Source organism: Pseudomonas sp. LB3P81, from assembly GCF_054897965.1.
The window spans coordinates 3,965,492-3,980,520 of the sequence record NZ_JBUBVG010000001.1; the positions used below are offsets into that span (position 1 = coordinate 3,965,492).

General features: G+C 60.1%; 13 protein-coding genes. 5 read left to right on the top strand and 8 right to left on the bottom strand.

Annotated features, from left to right (window positions below):
- Positions 1-293: 293 nt before the first annotated feature.
- The 7 genes from glpE to ACYZTL_RS18275 form a co-directional block, all read right to left on the bottom strand.
- Positions 294-623, bottom strand: coding sequence for a thiosulfate sulfurtransferase GlpE (gene glpE / locus ACYZTL_RS18245; protein ID WP_008027054.1), 330 nt, complete (start codon positions 621-623; stop codon positions 294-296).
- 33 nt (positions 624-656) lie between these two features.
- Positions 657-1,538, bottom strand: a complete 882-nt coding sequence (locus tag ACYZTL_RS18250) for a symmetrical bis(5'-nucleosyl)-tetraphosphatase (RefSeq protein ID WP_461952961.1) — start codon at positions 1,536-1,538, stop codon at positions 657-659.
- Positions 1,538-1,918, bottom strand: coding sequence for a Co2+/Mg2+ efflux protein ApaG (gene apaG / locus ACYZTL_RS18255; protein ID WP_461952962.1), 381 nt, complete (start codon positions 1,916-1,918; stop codon positions 1,538-1,540). Before apaG ends, ACYZTL_RS18250 begins: the two co-directional genes overlap by 1 nt.
- A 123-nt stretch (positions 1,919-2,041) precedes the next feature.
- Positions 2,042-2,860 (bottom strand): 16S rRNA (adenine(1518)-N(6)/adenine(1519)-N(6))-dimethyltransferase RsmA, encoded by an 819-nt coding sequence (gene rsmA, locus ACYZTL_RS18260; protein WP_461952963.1) that lies wholly within the window; start codon positions 2,858-2,860, stop codon positions 2,042-2,044.
- Complete coding sequence (gene pdxA, locus ACYZTL_RS18265; protein WP_461952964.1) at positions 2,857-3,846, bottom strand: 4-hydroxythreonine-4-phosphate dehydrogenase PdxA; 990 nt, start codon at positions 3,844-3,846, stop codon at positions 2,857-2,859. Before pdxA ends, rsmA begins: the two co-directional genes overlap by 4 nt.
- The gene (gene surA, locus ACYZTL_RS18270) at positions 3,843-5,159 is read right to left on the bottom strand and encodes a peptidylprolyl isomerase SurA (protein WP_461952965.1); all 1,317 of its coding nucleotides are present in this window, start codon (positions 5,157-5,159) and stop codon (positions 3,843-3,845) included. The genes pdxA and surA overlap by 4 nt, the downstream gene beginning before the upstream one ends.
- The gene (locus ACYZTL_RS18275; RefSeq protein WP_461952966.1) at positions 5,140-7,920 is read right to left on the bottom strand and encodes an LPS-assembly protein LptD; all 2,781 of its coding nucleotides are present in this window, start codon (positions 7,918-7,920) and stop codon (positions 5,140-5,142) included. The genes surA and ACYZTL_RS18275 overlap by 20 nt, the downstream gene beginning before the upstream one ends.
- A 130-nt stretch (positions 7,921-8,050) precedes the next feature.
- On the opposite strand from ACYZTL_RS18275, the gene ACYZTL_RS18280 reads away from it, so the two are divergent.
- The 3 genes from ACYZTL_RS18280 to ACYZTL_RS18290 are packed head-to-tail and all read left to right on the top strand — an operon-like array spanning position 8,051 to position 10,507.
- Positions 8,051-9,070 (top strand): aminoglycoside phosphotransferase family protein, encoded by a 1,020-nt coding sequence (locus tag ACYZTL_RS18280; protein WP_461952967.1) that lies wholly within the window; start codon positions 8,051-8,053, stop codon positions 9,068-9,070.
- Positions 9,067-9,738, top strand: a complete 672-nt coding sequence (gene murU, locus ACYZTL_RS18285; RefSeq protein ID WP_461952968.1) for an N-acetylmuramate alpha-1-phosphate uridylyltransferase MurU — start codon at positions 9,067-9,069, stop codon at positions 9,736-9,738. Before ACYZTL_RS18280 ends, murU begins: the two co-directional genes overlap by 4 nt.
- A 1-nt stretch (position 9,739) precedes the next feature.
- Complete coding sequence (locus ACYZTL_RS18290; protein ID WP_461952969.1) at positions 9,740-10,507, top strand: TerB family tellurite resistance protein; 768 nt, start codon at positions 9,740-9,742, stop codon at positions 10,505-10,507.
- A gap of 142 nt (positions 10,508-10,649) precedes the next feature.
- On the opposite strand, the gene ACYZTL_RS18295 is transcribed toward ACYZTL_RS18290, so the two are convergent.
- Positions 10,650-11,642: an alpha/beta hydrolase family protein gene (locus ACYZTL_RS18295; protein WP_461952970.1), complete on the bottom strand. Its 993-nt coding sequence runs from the start codon at positions 11,640-11,642 to the stop codon at positions 10,650-10,652.
- 73 nt (positions 11,643-11,715) lie between these two features.
- On the opposite strand from ACYZTL_RS18295, the gene ACYZTL_RS18300 reads away from it, so the two are divergent.
- Both ACYZTL_RS18300 and ACYZTL_RS18305 read left to right on the top strand, forming a co-directional pair.
- Positions 11,716-14,109 (top strand): PAS domain-containing sensor histidine kinase, encoded by a 2,394-nt coding sequence (locus tag ACYZTL_RS18300; RefSeq protein ID WP_461952971.1) that lies wholly within the window; start codon positions 11,716-11,718, stop codon positions 14,107-14,109.
- A 103-nt stretch (positions 14,110-14,212) separates the two neighbouring features.
- Positions 14,213-14,842 (top strand): response regulator, encoded by a 630-nt coding sequence (locus ACYZTL_RS18305; RefSeq protein WP_024265168.1) that lies wholly within the window; start codon positions 14,213-14,215, stop codon positions 14,840-14,842.
- The last annotated feature ends 187 nt before the right edge of the window (positions 14,843-15,029 follow it).

The following is a 15,029-nucleotide window of genomic DNA, read 5'->3' on the forward strand; positions in this document are numbered from 1 at the left end:
TCACCTCGCTCGATACGTGGAGCCGACGCCGGATCATTCAGTCGATGCTGGCAGCAACCGAACAGGCAGTCGCTGTTTACCCCCCAGAACTCTTTCGGAGCTGACGACTCCGAAAGCTACTCCCGATGATCCGCGCGCCGGTGTACCGGCTCTCCCCTGTTTTGGATGGCCTGCGCTTAAGGATAGTTGGGAATTCGGGAGGTAAAGGCGAGATACGTAATTAGTTGTGGCAGACCGTTCGTCCGCTACCGCGCTAGCCCGCGGGAGCCGGGGGCTTGCGCGTTACAAAAAAATTATTCGGAAGTGCCTTGCGCTGTTTCCGAAGGATAAGTCGTACGCCACAGCTCAAAACCGCCATCCATGCTGTAGACGTCGGAGAAGCCCTGGCTGATCAGGTAGGCCGCCGCGCCCTGGCTGGAATTGCCGTGATAGCAGACCACGACTGTCGGGGCGTCCAGATCAGCGCCCTGAATGAAAGCGTGCAGGGAATGGTTGTCCAGATGCTTCGAGCCACTGATGTGCAGCGCGGCAAAGGTGGCTGGGTCGCGAACATCGACCACCACCGCGCCTTGCTCGCGCAGGGCCTGGGCCTGTTCTGGGGGGATGCGTTTGAATTCGCTCATGGCGGGCTCCTGTGGCTCGGCTGAAAGCGCAGTCTAGCGCTGGGCGCCGACTGACGTTTGTTCGGAAATAGAAGGGGCGACTGGCGGCAAGGTGCGGCCATGGTCGTCGCATTTGCACTGCAGTCGTTCAAGGGTATCGACGTTCATCAGGGTCATCGATCCGCCCCAGACGCAACCGGTGTCGAGGGCGAAAATGCCTGGCTCGTCGCACTGGCCTTCGAGCGCTGCCCAGTGGCCGAAGATGATCTTCACGCCCTTGGTCTTGCGCTCCTTGTAGGTGAACCACGGCGCGTAACCTGGCGGTGCAGTGTCGACGCCTTCCTTGCCCTTGAGGTCGAGTTTGCCTTCGCTGGTACAGAAACGCATGCGGGTGAAATAGTTGGTGATCACGCGCAGACGGGTCACGCCTTTTAGGTCATTGTCCCATTTCAGCGGTTCGTTGCCGTACATCCCGTCGAGGTAGGGCGCGAAACGGTTGTCGTCGCGCAGGGCCTCTTCGACCTCGGCGGCGCACTTCAAGGCTTTGCGCAGCGACCATTGAGGCGGTATGCCGGCGTGGACCAGGGCAATATTGCGCTGTTCGTCGTAATGCATGAGCTTTTGCTGGCGCACCCACTCCAGCAGTTCCGCGCAATCCGGTGCTTCGAGAATCTCGCGCAGGGTGTCGGCTTTCTTCAGGCGTTCGATGTTACGCCCGGCGGCCAGCAAGTGCAGGTCGTGGTTGCCGAGTACGCACACCAGTGATTCGCGCAGGCTATAGAGGAAGCGCAAGGTTTCCAGCGACTGCGGGCCTCGGTTGACCAGATCGCCGACTAGCCACAATTTGTCCCAGGCAGGGTCGAAGGCGACTTGCTCGAGTAGGCATTTCAGCGGTTCCAGGCAACCTTGCAGGTCACCGACGGCGTACGTCGCCATCAGTGCAGGGCTCCGGGCACCGCCAGGCGGAATGGGGCGATGATGGCGTCGAAGTGCTTACCGTCATCGGCAATCATTTGATAGGTGCCTTGCATGGTGCCGACCTTGGTCGTCATCACCGTGCCACTGCTGTAGGTGTGGATGTCGCCGGCCTGGATCAACGGCTGCAAACCCACGACGCCGGCACCGCGCACCTCTTCGACATGCCCGTCACCGTCGGTGATCACCCAGTGCCGCGACAACAACTTGGCCGGTAATTCGCCATTGTTGTGTACGGTGATGGTGTAAGCGAAGGCAAAGCGGTTTTGCTCGGGTTGCGATTGTTCTGCCAGATAGCGGGTGACGACGCTGACGTCGACCTGATAACGAGGATCGGACATGCAAGAGGCCTTAAAAACGAAGCGGGACGCGGGGCGTAGCTGATGGAACTCAGTCTAGGCCAAGTATCGGGTAGTAAACCAGACATGGGGGCTGGTGTCCTACCCGATAACGCTTGTTGCCTGTCAGTCGGCGGCGGGTTTCTGTAGGACTTGTTCGCTGAGCTTGTCGGCCAGGCGCACAAAGGCGGCCAGATCGAGCTGCTCTGGACGCAGGCTGCCGTCGACACCGGCAGCGGTGATTTCGTCGTTGCTCAGCAGCAGTTTGAGGGTGTTGCGCAGGGTCTTGCGGCGCTGGTTGAACGCTTCGCGCACGACCCGCTCCAGCAACCGGTGATCCTTGGCCGGGTGGGGCAGTACCGCGTGTGGCACCAGGCGTACGATGGCCGAATCGACTTTTGGCGGCGGGTTGAACGCGCCCGGGCCAACGTTGAACAGATGTTCTACGCGACAGTGATACTGAACCATGATCGACAGGCGACCCCAGTCACCACCGCCAGGTCCTGCCGCCAGACGCTCGACCACTTCCTTTTGCAGCATGAAGTGCATGTCGCGAATGATGCCGGCGTTATGCAACAGGTGGAAAATCAGCGGCGTAGAGATGTTGTACGGCAGGTTGCCGACCACTCGCAGGCTGTTCGGCGCGGCGTTCAGGCTGTTGAAGTCGAACTTCAGAGCATCACCCTGATGCAGGTTGAAGTTGCTCTTGCCGGCGAACTGCTGATTGAGGATCGGGATCAGGTTCTTGTCCAGCTCCACCACATCCAGCTGGGCACCGCTGTTCAGCAGGCCTTGGGTCAGCGCTCCCTGGCCCGGGCCGATTTCCAGCAGTCGGTCTTCGGGTTTGGCATGGATGGAGCGCAGGATGCGGTCGATAACGCCGGCATCGTGCAGGAAGTTCTGGCCAAAGCGTTTGCGCGCCTTGTGTTGGTAATGCTCGGTCATAAACGGGTCTCGGCCATCTGGTAGGCGGTTTCCAGGGCGACTTGCAGGCTGCCGGTGTCGATTTGGCCGCTGCCGGCCAGGTCCAGGGCAGTGCCGTGGTCGACCGAAGTGCGGATGATCGGCAAGCCGAGGGTCACGTTGACTGCCGCGCCGAAGCCTTTGTACTTCAGCACGGGCAGGCCCTGGTCGTGGTACATCGCCAGCACCGCGTCGCAGTGCTCCAGATATTTGGGGGTAAACAGAGTGTCGGCGGGCAGGGGGCCGCGAAGGTCCATGCCCTCGCCGCGCAGGCGCTCTAATGTAGGTTCGATGATGTCGATTTCTTCATGGCCCAGGTGTCCGCCTTCACCGGCATGGGGGTTGAGCCCGCAAACCAGGATGCGTGGCCGGGCAATGCCGAATTTTTGTTGCAGGTCCGCGTGCAGAATCCGTGTGACTCGCTCCAGACGCTCCGGTGTGATTGCATCGGCAATCTCGCGAAGAGGCAGGTGAGTGGTGACCAACGCCACGCGCAACCCGTGGGTGGCGAGCATCATCACGACTTGCGCGGTGTGCGTCAGGTCGGCGAGAAATTCGGTATGCCCGGAAAAGGCGATGCCCGATTCATTGATTACACCCTTGTGCACAGGGGCGGTAATCATGCCGGCGAAGTGCCCGTCGAGGCAGCCCTGACCTGCGCGGGTCAAAGTCTCCAGAACGAAAGCGGCATTGGCTTTGTCGAGTTGGCCGGTAGTCACCGGTGCACTGAGTGGCGTATCCCAGACATACAGGCTGTTGGCGGGCGCGGGTACATCGGGCCAGGCATCAGGCGTGACGGGTAGCAAATTGACCGCCACGCCCAACTGCACGGCCCGCTCAATGAGCAGGTCGCGGCTGGTAATGGCAATCAGGGGGTGTGGCTGGACTTGCGAGGCAAGCAGCAGGCACAGGTCAGGACCTATGCCGGCCGGTTCGCCGGGTGTCAGCGCGAAACGCTTGGGTTTCACTGCGCTGCCTGGTCTGCACCAGGGAGTTTGATCTCTACGTACGCTTCATCACGGATCTGACGCAGCCAGGTTTGCAGCTCTTCGTCGTATTTGCGGTTACGCAGTACGGTCATCGCTTGCTGCTCACGGGCCTGGGTGGTGCTGTCAGTGGCGCGACGGCCAAGGACTTCCAGAACGTGCCAGCCATACTGAGTCTGGAACGGCTTGGACAGCTGACCTTGCGGGGTCTTGGCCATCACTTCGCGGAATTCAGGTACCAGTGCATTCGGGTCGATCCAGTTCAGGTCGCCACCGTTGAGGGCGGAACCCGGATCTTCCGAGTAGCTTTTCGCCAGTTCGCCGAAATTTTCGCCCGATTCGATTCGGGTGTAGAGCGACTCAGCCAGGGCTTTGGTTTTCGCTTCGTCGCGGATCGGGCTAGGTTTGACCAGGATATGACGCACGTGCACTTCGTCACGCGTCTGGGTCTCACCGCCACGCTTGTCGAGGATCTTCAGGATGATGAAGCCGCCCGGCGTGCGCATTGGCTGGGTAACGTCGCCGACAGCCATGGTGCTCAGCATGCGATCGAACGGAGGTGGCAGCTGACCGGCTTTACGCCAGCCCATGTCGCCACCTTCCAGTGCGGTTTCGCTGGCGGATTTGGCAATTGCCAGTTGACCGAAGTCAGCGCCTTGCTTGAGTTGCTGGTAAACCGCGTCTGCCTGTTTGGCTGCATTCTGAATGGCGTCGGAGTTAGCGCTTTCCGGCGTAGGGATCAAGATGTTGGCCAGACGGAATTCTTCGGACAACTGCATTTTGCCAAGGTCGGAGGCGAGGAAGTTCTTCACTTCCTGTTCGGACACCTGAATGCGCTCGGCCACACGACGCTGGCGCACACGGCTGATGATCATTTCGCGGCGAATCTGTTCACGGGCGTCGTCGTAAGACAGACCATCGCGAGTCAGTGCGGCGCGGAATTGCTCGATCGACATGTTATTGCGCTGGGCAATGGTGCCGACAGCCTGGTTCAGCTCTTCATCGGTAATGCGAATGCCGGAGCGTTCGCCGATCTGCAGTTGCAGGTTCTCGACGATCAGACGTTCGAGCACCTGCTGATCCAGCACGCCGGCCGGCGGCACGGCGGCACCGCGTTTGGCGATGGTTTGCTGAACTTCATGAACACGCTGGTCCAGTTGGCTCTGCATGACCACATCGTTATCGACAATGGCCACCACTTTATCGATGGACTGTACCGCGGCATTCGCCGCAGTACCCAGGAACAGCGCGCCCAGCACTAGCGGGCGCAGACAATCAGAAAGCTTGGTCTTCACGTTCACGATAACCTTGGATGCCTTTGTCGAGGAAGCTCTCTACTTTGGCGCCGGTGAGGCCGCCGAGACCTTTCAGAACGATTTGTAGGAAGATGCCATGGTCGCCTTTTTCGTTTTCCGGGGCGTTCTGACTGAACTCGTCATACGACACCCAGTACCGATTGATCAGGCGCAGTTTCCAGCAGCAGTTGTCGTACTCGAAACCACCGAAGGCTTCCAGGGTACGGTTACGGTTGTAGTCATACTGCCAGCGGCTGATGGCGTTCCATTGCGGCACGATCGGCCAGATCACCGAGAAGTCGTGCTGCTTAATCTTGTAGTAGTCCTTCACGTAGCCCGGGGTGCCCGGAGTGCCGTAGTCACCACCGCCCACCGACCATTGACCGGTGTTCTGGTCGTAACGGATCTGGTCATTACGATAGCGATAGCCGGCGTTGATGACCTTGTTCGGGTTGTCTTCAGGCTGGTAGTGGAACATCGCGCTGCCGGAGCGAGGGCTGCGGGTGTCCGGGTCCCAGTTGTAATTGGCAGTCGTGCGCCAATCGCGGTTCCAGCGATATTCGTATTCCAGAGCATACGGCGAAACGTCGGACTGTGCGTCTTCGCGGGTTCTGGCATCGATACCCGGCAACTGGACTTCGCGATCCTTGAAGTACAAGGCCTGGCCGACGCTGATGCGTTGACGCTCGAAACCGTCATCTTCGATCCAGCGATTGGTCACGCCCAGCGACAGTTTGTTCTCGTCGCCGACACGGTCGGAGCCATAAAAACGATTTTCCCGGAACAGCGACGAGTAATTGAACGTAGTTTCACTGGTATCGAAAATCGGGATGTCCGACTGGTCTTTCTCCGGTACATAGAGGTAGAACAGTCGTGGTTCCAGAGTCTGGCGATAGTTTTTGCCGAACCAGGTGGTATTGCGATCGAAGTACAGACCGCTGTCGATGCTGGCGATTGGTACGGCACGGCTCTGATTACGGCTGTAGGTGCCATTGAGTCGGTCTGTCTCAGCTGATTGCAAGGCAATCTGGTCTTTGCCGGTGTTGTCCAGGTCAAGGTCGTATTGAGTGTACTGGTACTTGAGCGAGGGTTTCACGAAGCCGTAAGTCCAGTCCAGAGGCAGGCTGACGCCCGGCTTGAGATTGAGACGATTACCGGTGGCGCGAGCCAGACCCGTGACGTTGGTGTCCAGTCGCCCGCTAATGTTGCCGTCTTCGTCGGAGAACGTGCCATCGAGCAGGTCACGATCAAAGCGAACGGCTTCAGTCTCGTAATCGAAGCGCAAACCGCTTGGGCGATACGGCAGTTGACCGTTAAAGGTGATTTGCGGCAGGCGATTGTATGGCGTGATATTCGAAATGGTTGCCAGCTGATAAGCATGAACGTTGAATTGCGCAGTGTAGCTGTCACCACGATAGGTCACAGAACCCTGTTGGTTGACGTAATCCTCGCTTTTCACCCCAATCTGATCGGTCTGCAGATCCTGGAAATAATACGGATCGCTGATCTTGGTGTAATCGACCTGGGTGAACACGCGAGAGTCAAGACCACCCTTGTGCTGCCAGTTGTACATGTAGCGGGTTTTTTCGTAGTCGCTCTGCAGCTTGCGATCGTCGTTCTCGTCGTTGAGGTACGCGGCGCCGAACTGACCTTCGCTAGACTTGGTCAGGTAGCGGAATTCACCTTCCATCAACAGGCCGCGATCGCTCATGTAGCGCGGGTACAACGTGGCATCGTAGTTCGGTGCCAGGTTGAAGTAGTACGGAGTGACCAGCAGGAAACCGGTATCGCTGCCGGTGCCGATGGTCGGCGGCAGGAAGCCGGACTGACGACGATCGTCGATCGGGAAATAGATGTACGGCGTATACAGAACCGGAATGTCCTTGACCCGCAGCGTCACGTTGGTCGCGGTACCGAAACCGGTGGCCGGGTTCAAGGTAATGTTGTTGCCCTTGAGCTGCCAGGCGTTGCTGTTCGGTTCGCACGTGGTGTACGTACCATCCTTGAGGCGGATGATCGCGTTCTCGGCACGCTTGGCGTACAGCGCGTTACCGCGGATACGGGATTTGTGCATCACGTATTCGGCGTTGTCGACTTTGGCTTCACCGGTGTCGAGCTGCACTTCGGCGTGGTCGCCGACGATCAGCGCGCCGTTGTCGCGAATGCGTACGTTGCCGTCCAGTTCGCCACGGCTCTCGGCCTGGTAGAGGTTCGCTTCGTCGGCTTCAGCCTGCATGCTGCCCTGACGCAAGACCACGTCGCCCGCCAAAGTGGCAATCTGCTCGTCCTGCTTGTAGCGGGAGGCCTTGGCGCCGAGAAAGGTCGGAGCGTCACTTTTATTCGTCTTGTCATTCATGCCAGGACGAATCGGTTCGATATAGGAACCAGAGCAGTAAGGACCGGTTTCGGCCAATTGCGCTGCAGTGAGCTTCTCGCGCGGAACCCAGTCGAGGTGACTGTAGTCTTCGCTACGTGACTTGAGGCCGCGGCCTTTGGATTCGGTAACCAGCACAGGCTTGGCGCCGCTCTCGGTCGGGGCTTCACCGGTCGCGGAGACTGCGCTGCCGTCATGGACGGGACGCGCAGGCAATGCAGCCGCCGACGTCTTTGGCGCACAGTTCCAGGCACCCGAAGCAGAGACTGAGCAGTCATACTGTTCCGCGGCGACCACGAACGAAGTGGCTAGAGGTTGCAGGGCCAGCAGACTGCCGGTGACCAACAACGGAAATTTTTTACGAAACGCGGGGGATTTCAATGCCATCTTATTAGTCCGGGCTTCCTGCGTGCCATCTGCCCGCGGTGTGGGCCGCACGCCTCTCGATGGTCTGAAAAAGATGCTGGATAATAAAGCATGACCCGCTTGACGGCTAGCGCCGTCGGAGACCCTTGCAATGCCTGACCAAGATGTACGTTTGCAACACCTGAAAGTTTGGCTCGATGAGCAGTTGGCAGTCCTCTTTGCAGAGCAAGGTTGGGGCGCCGTACCCCCGGCCACGTTGACCGCAGCCAGTAGTGATGCGAGTTTTCGGCGCTATTTCCGCTGGGATGGCGCAGGCAGAAGTTTCGTCGTAATGGACGCGCCACCGCCCCAGGAAAACTGCAAACCCTTCGTGGACATAGCTTTTTTGCTGGCGAAATCCGGAATAAATGTGCCGAAAATTTATGCCGAAGATCTCGAACGTGGATTTCTTTTGCTGAATGACCTGGGCAACAAGACCTATCTGGACGTCATCGACAGCGAAAATGCCGACGATTTGTTCAAGGATGCCCTGCAGGCACTGCTCGCTTTTCAGCAATTGCCGATGGTTGCGCCGCTGCCGAGTTACGACGTGGCGCTGTTGCGTCGCGAGCTGGAATTGTTCCCTGAGTGGTACGTGAAGCGTGAGCTAGGCATCGAGTTCGACGCTGCGCAGCAAATGCTCTGGCAGAACGTGACGGAGCTGTTGATCGACAGCGCGCTTGCGCAGCCGAAAGTGCTGGTGCATCGCGACTACATGCCGCGCAACCTGATGCTCAGCGAACCGAATCCCGGTGTGCTGGATTTCCAGGACGCGGTCTACGGCCCGGTGACCTACGACGTGACCTGTCTGTTCAAGGACGCTTTCCTGAGCTGGCCCGAGGAGCGTGTGCGCGGCTGGCTGGAAGATTACTGGCAGCAAGCGGGCGCCCTGGATATTCCGGTTCAGCCGGACTTCGAAGACTTCCTGCGCGCCAGCGACCTGATGGGTGTGCAGCGCCACCTGAAAGTCATCGGCATCTTCGCGCGCATCTGTCATCGCGACGGCAAGCCGCGTTACCTGGCCGACGTACCGCGCTTCTTTGCTTATATAGACGCCGTGATCGCCCGCCGTCCTGAACTGGCCGAGCTGGATGTGTTGCTCCTCAGTTTGCGTGCTGGAGCGACTGCATGAAGGCAATGATTCTGGCGGCGGGCAAGGGCGAGCGTATGCGCCCGCTGACCCTGACGACGCCCAAACCGCTGGTTCGTGCCGGCGGCGTGCCGTTGATCGAGTATCACCTGCGGGCGCTGGCCGCTGCCGGGTTTACCGAGATCGTGATCAACCATGCGTGGCTGGGCCAACAGATCGAAGACTATCTGGGTGATGGCTCGCTGTATGGCGTGAGCATTCGGTACTCGCCGGAAGGTGAGCCGCTGGAAACCGGTGGCGGGATTTTCCGCGCATTGCCATTGTTGGGTGATGAGGCGTTTGTGGTGGTCAACGGTGATATCTGGACCGACTACGACTTCAGCGTCTTGCATCAGCCCATCAACGGTCTGGCTCATCTGGTGCTGGCGGATAACCCGAATCACCATCCGGCGGGCGACTTCACGCTGGCTGACGGGCAAGTGCATGATGGCCAGGCTGATACACCGACCCTGACTTACAGCGGCATCGCGGTGTTGCATCCACAGTTGTTCGACGGTTGCTCGGCCGGAGCTTTCAAGCTGGCACCGCTGCTGCGCAAAGCCATGGCTGGCGGGCAGGTGACGGGTGAGCGGTTGCGCAGTCGTTGGGTGGATGTCGGCACTCACGAGCGTCTGGCTGAAGTCGAAACGCTGATTGAAGCGAGTCGCTGACATGCTGTGGCCAGGGACTCTGATTGGAGCCGGAGCGGGCTTTGCCATCGCCAGCATTCCGGGGGCCATGCTCGGCGCGTTGTTGGGGCAGGCGCTGGATCGGCGCTTGCAACTGCAGAGCTGGGGGCATTTGCGTGAAGCGCTCGGTGGTCGTCCAATGTTGCGCAACGATGAACTGCTGTTCGTGTTGCTGGGGCGGCTGGCCAAGTGTAACGGGCAAGTGGTGGATGGCCACATCCAGCAGGCGCGTCAGGAAATGCAGGCGCTGGAAATGTCTGATGCGGCAAAACGCCGGGCGATCGCGGCGTTCAACCGCGGCAAGTCGGGGCACGACCGGTTGCGCGGTTATCTGCGACGCTTGAGTGCTCAACCCCATGCGGCGGAGGGCGTGTTGCGCGCCTGCTGGCGGATGGTTTGGGCCGATGGCCGTGCCGGTCAGGCGGAGCGCGAGCTGATTGCTCAATGGGGCAAGTGGTTGGGCTGGGGGTCGTATCAGGTGCAGGCATTGGCCGCTGACTATGAGCCGCACAAGCGAACGTCCGTCAGCAGTGTCATCACTTATCAGGAGGCATTGCTGCTTCTGGGCGTGAATGCCACCACCGAGCCGGCGCAGATCAAGCGTGCCTATCGGCGCCTGTTGAGCCGTCATCATCCGGACAAGATTGCCGGTAGTGGGGCGACGGCGTTGCAGGTTCGCGAGGCGACGGACAAGACTCGCGAATTGCACAGCGCCTACACGTTGATCCGTCAGCGGCGGGATTTTCGATAGCAGGGAAGGTTTGTGTCGCCAGTGACGCCGCCTTCGCGAGCAAGCCCGCTCCCACATTTGATTTCGGCCGTACACAAATTCTGTGTCCGCAGAAGATCCAATGTGGGAGCGGGCTTGCTCGCGAAGGGCGCGCCTCGGACTATCAGTTCGCTGCAGGCAGAGGATTCAACCAACCGCGCACCCGGCGCACCAACTGCTCCTGCTCAGCCTTGCTATCCCCCGGCAATGCCTTGAGCGATACCTGACTGAATACTGAAGCCTTCAAACGCTTGCTGGCCTGCAAGCGTTCCAGCGCCGCGTTGCGGTCCAGCGGCTTGTCCATGTAGAAGATATCGGCCGTCGGCAGTTTCAATGTCGATGTCAGTTCGGCCAGTTCAGGTTTCGTCGCGGCGGGCGTCCGGGCGGCGACCATCGCGAATTTCTCGACTTGCGAGGGCTGCTTCTCACTCAGGTAACGCGCAGCCCAGTACGCGCCGGTGCCATGACCGAGTACCACGATGCGGCGTGCGCTCTGTTGTTCGGCGTAGGCAATGGCCGCATCGATGCGTGCGAAGATTCGCTCGGCATCGGCTTTGGCCTGCTCGTCGCTGGTTTCGGCGATGACCTTGTCGGCGACTTCCGCTTCACCGCCAGCCGCTTGCTCGATGGGCGCGGCAGTGGTCGAGTCCTTGCTGCTAGCGTCAGGGGCCTTGGGCGTGGGCGCTACTTCGACGATACGTGGCGCAATGGTATCGCTTTGCAGGTCGGGCAAGGTGATACTCAGGCTGCTCCACTCGGCGTCCGGCAGTTTGCGGCGCAGGGGGCCGATTGCTTGCGGCCAGTCAACGGTTTCACCGGCGCCCGGGATGATAATCACCGCACCTTTGGGGGCCGCGGTATTGGCCGGTTTCCACAAGGCCAGAAAGGTATCGCTGCTCGCTTGCAGTTGTTGCTGTTCCTGAGCAGGGATTTTTCGCTCAAGTGCTGTCGCTTCTTCCTGACTACGCTCAAGCAGCGGCTGACGTTCGACCGGTTTTTCGTCTGCGGATTTTTCCGCGGCAGCGGGTGCCGGGTCAGCGGCCTCGACGGAAAAAGCGCAGGGCAGGATCAGCGACAGGCACAATGCTGGCAGTGCCAGGCGGTAGACAGGGGGCATCGGATATTCCAGGCCAGAAGTTATTCCGGCAGCCTAATGGGTTGGTCAGTATTTGTCAGTGTGTGAGACTTCGATGATGCGTTTTCGCTGCCTGTGGGTTATCGGCTGTTTGTGGTTTCCCTTGATGGGCTGGGCGGCGCCTGCGCCACCGGTGCACGTCGCACAATTGTCCGCCAGTCAGCAGGAATGGCTGGCGCGGCATGATGAATTGCGCGTCGGACTGGTGTTGCAAGTGCCCTATGCGCAATACGATCGCCGCTTGCAACGGCTGTCCGGGGTCAACGTCGAGCTGATGAAATGGCTGGCGAAGTCGCTCAAGGTCGAGCTGAGCTGGCGCAACTTTCCCGACCTCGCGCAACTGGAGGCCGCCGCGCGCGAAGGTGAAATCGACCTCGCGCCGGGGCTGGCGCAAACCCCCGGTGGCCTGCGCCTGTGGCAGTTTTCCGATCCGTACATGCGGGTGCCGCAACTGGTGGTCAGCGACCAGAAGGCTGCTGGCGTGGTAGAGCTGGAAAAACTCGACAGCCAGACCCGCGTTGCCGTTCGCATGCCCAGCGCCACCGCCGATTACCTGCGCAGTAGTTATCCGCACCTGAACCTCCAGGGCGTACCCATCGAACGTCAGGCCTTGCAACTGTTGCTGAGTCAGCAGGCCAGTTACGCCGTAGTCGACGAAGCACAGTTGGGGCGTCTGTCTGTCGAACCGGAGTTTGCGGGGTTGGTGGTGGTCGGTGACATCGGTCTGCCGCAACTGCTGCGTGTGGCCACACGGCGGGACTGGCCGGAACTCGCCGGCATTGTCGAAAGCGCGCTGCGCGCGATCCCGGCCAAGGACCTGGAGCAACTGCACAGTCAATGGCTGCAACCCAAGTACCCGCGGCTGACGGAGTCCCCGGGTTTCTGGCAGAACCTCAGTCTGCTGTTGGCGGTGTTGATGCTGAGCAGCATGGCGATCGTGTTCTGGCAGCGTCGGCAGCAACACAGCCTGGAGCAGCGCTTGTTAACAGCCCGCGAAGACATTGCCTTGCGAGCCGCCAGTGAAGAAGCGTTGCGCCTCACCCAGTTTTCCATCGATCAGAGCACCGTCGGCATTCTCTGGGTCAACTGGGACAGCCATGTGCGGTACGCCAACTGCGCCGCCGAAACCATGCTCGGCTATCCGGCGGGCGGCATCATCGACCGGCCGCTGATCGACTTTGAGCCCGGTCTGCACATGGATCGCTGGCTGAACCTGTGGAAACGCGCCCGCGCCAGCGAAGAAGGGCCGCAAAGTTTCGAAGCCAATTGCCTGCGGGCCGATGGCAGCATTTTGCCGGCGGATGTTTCGTTGAGCTTCCTGCGGTTCCGTGATGGCGAGTACCTGGTGGTCTACCTCAATGACGTCACCGAACGCCGTCGCGCACTCGCCGCGTTGCAGGAAAGCGAGGCGCGCCTGCAAGGGATTGCCGCCAACGTGCCGGGATTGGTCTTTCGCCTGGAACGGGCACCGGTGACGGGGCAGATAGACTTTGCCTACATCAGTGAGGGCAGCGAGAACCTGGTGGGTTACGCGCCGGCGACCTTGGTCCATCGCGACAAAGGTCTGCGCAGCCTGGTGCACCCGGACGACAAGGCCAGTTATCACCAGACGCAGGATCACGCGCTGGACACCGACAGTGACTGGTCGTGGCAGGGGCGGATTCTCACGCGTCAGGGCGAGCAACGCTGGGCCGAGATCAAAGCCATCACGCGTCGCCTCGAAGACGGCGCCTATGTCTGGGACGGCATTGTCTGGGACATCAGCGAGAGCAAACGCATCGAACTGGAACTGGCCAGCTCCCGTGAGCAGTTGCGTGAGTTGTCCGCGCACCTGGAGAGCGTACGGGAAGAGGAAAAGGCCCGTATCGCCCGGGAAGTTCACGACGAGCTGGGTCAGATGCTGACCGTATTGAAGCTGGAAACGTCGATGTGCGAATTGGCCTACGCCCAGCTTGATCCTGGTCTGAACGAACGATTGAACAGCATGAAGCGCTTGATCGCTCAGCTGTTCCAGCTGGTTCGCGATGTTGCTACGGCGCTGCGGCCACCGATTCTAGACGCCGGGATCGCCTCGGCCATTGAGTGGCAGGCCCGGCGCTTCGAGGCGCGCACGCAGATTCCGTGCCTGGTGCAGGTGCCGGACAACCTGCCGGTGCTCAGTGATGCCAAGGCGATTGGCTTGTTCCGGATCCTTCAGGAGGCGCTGACCAATGTCATGCGGCATGCCCAGGCGCATACTGTCGAACTGACGTTGGCGCTGGAAGGCGACGAGTTGTGTCTGACGGTCAGCGATGATGGCGTAGGATTTGTCCCTGCCATTGGCCGGCCAACATCCTTCGGGGTGGTAGGCATGCGCGAGCGGGTGTTGATTATGGGCGGGGAGTTGTCGCTCGAAAGTGAACCGGGGGAGGGGACGACCCTGAGTGTGCGAGTGCCATTGGACCGCTAAAAGATCGCAGCCTTCGGCAGCTCCTACGCTGAGCGCGTACCCCTGTAGGAGCTGCCGAAGGCTGCGATCTTTTGGCGACAAGGCAATTATTGAGGAGAGGCAAGTGATCCGTGTATTGGTAGCCGAAGACCACACCATCGTTCGCGAAGGCATTAAACAATTGATCGGCCTGGCCAAGGATCTGCTGGTGGTGGGGGAGGCGAGCAATGGCGAGCAGTTGCTCGAGACCTTGCGTCATATTCCCTGCGAAGTGGTGTTGCTGGATATCTCCATGCCTGGGGTCAATGGTCTGGAGGCGATACCGCGGATTCGTGCGTTGAACAATCCGCCTGCCATTCTGGTGTTGTCGATGCACGACGAAGCGCAAATGGCCGCCCGGGCATTGAAGGTTGGCGCGGCGGGTTACGCGACCAAGGACAGCGACCCGGCGCTGCTGCTGACGGCGATCCGCAAAGTCGCGGCGGGCGGGCGTTACATCGACCCGGAGCTGGCCGACCGCATGGTCTTCGAAGTCGGCCTGACCGATTCGCGGCCGCTGCATTCATTGCTCTCGGAGCGTGAATTCTCGGTGTTCGAACGCCTGGCTCAGGGCGCCAACGTCAACGACATCGCCCAGCAGCTGGCCCTGAGCAGCAAGACCATCAGCACCCACAAGGCGCGGCTGATGCAGAAACTCAACATCACCTCCCTGGCCGAGCTTGTGAAGTACGCCATGGAACACAAACTTCTCTGACACCCCACGAGTCCACTGTGGGAGCGGGCTTGCTCGCGAAAGCAGTGTGTCATTCAACGGAGATGTCTACTGAAAGACCGCTTTCGCGAGCAAGTCGAATCGTCGCACCGCCGCTCCCACAGTGGATTGTGGACATATCCAATTACGACACGCATTTCCAGCCGAGTTTGCCCATTCCTGCGGTGCA

What these genes read in the sequence shown, in the direction of transcription:
- glpE (WP_008027054.1), bottom strand. Translation starts at nt 623, where the DNA reads ATGAGCGAATTCAAACGCATCCCCCCAGAACAGGCCCAGGCCCTGCGC.
- ACYZTL_RS18250 (WP_461952961.1), bottom strand. Translation starts at nt 1,538, where the DNA reads ATGGCGACGTACGCCGTCGGTGACCTGCAAGGTTGCCTGGAACCGCTG.
- apaG (WP_461952962.1), bottom strand. Translation starts at nt 1,918, where the DNA reads ATGTCCGATCCTCGTTATCAGGTCGACGTCAGCGTCGTCACCCGCTAT.
- rsmA (WP_461952963.1), bottom strand. Translation starts at nt 2,860, where the DNA reads ATGACCGAGCATTACCAACACAAGGCGCGCAAACGCTTTGGCCAGAAC.
- ACYZTL_RS18275 (WP_461952966.1), bottom strand. Translation starts at nt 7,920, where the DNA reads ATGGCATTGAAATCCCCCGCGTTTCGTAAAAAATTTCCGTTGTTGGTC.
- ACYZTL_RS18280 (WP_461952967.1), top strand. Translation starts at nt 8,051, where the DNA reads ATGCCTGACCAAGATGTACGTTTGCAACACCTGAAAGTTTGGCTCGAT.
- murU (WP_461952968.1), top strand. Translation starts at nt 9,067, where the DNA reads ATGAAGGCAATGATTCTGGCGGCGGGCAAGGGCGAGCGTATGCGCCCG.
- ACYZTL_RS18290 (WP_461952969.1), top strand. Translation starts at nt 9,740, where the DNA reads ATGCTGTGGCCAGGGACTCTGATTGGAGCCGGAGCGGGCTTTGCCATC.
- ACYZTL_RS18295 (WP_461952970.1), bottom strand. Translation starts at nt 11,642, where the DNA reads ATGCCCCCTGTCTACCGCCTGGCACTGCCAGCATTGTGCCTGTCGCTG.
- ACYZTL_RS18300 (WP_461952971.1), top strand. Translation starts at nt 11,716, where the DNA reads ATGATGCGTTTTCGCTGCCTGTGGGTTATCGGCTGTTTGTGGTTTCCC.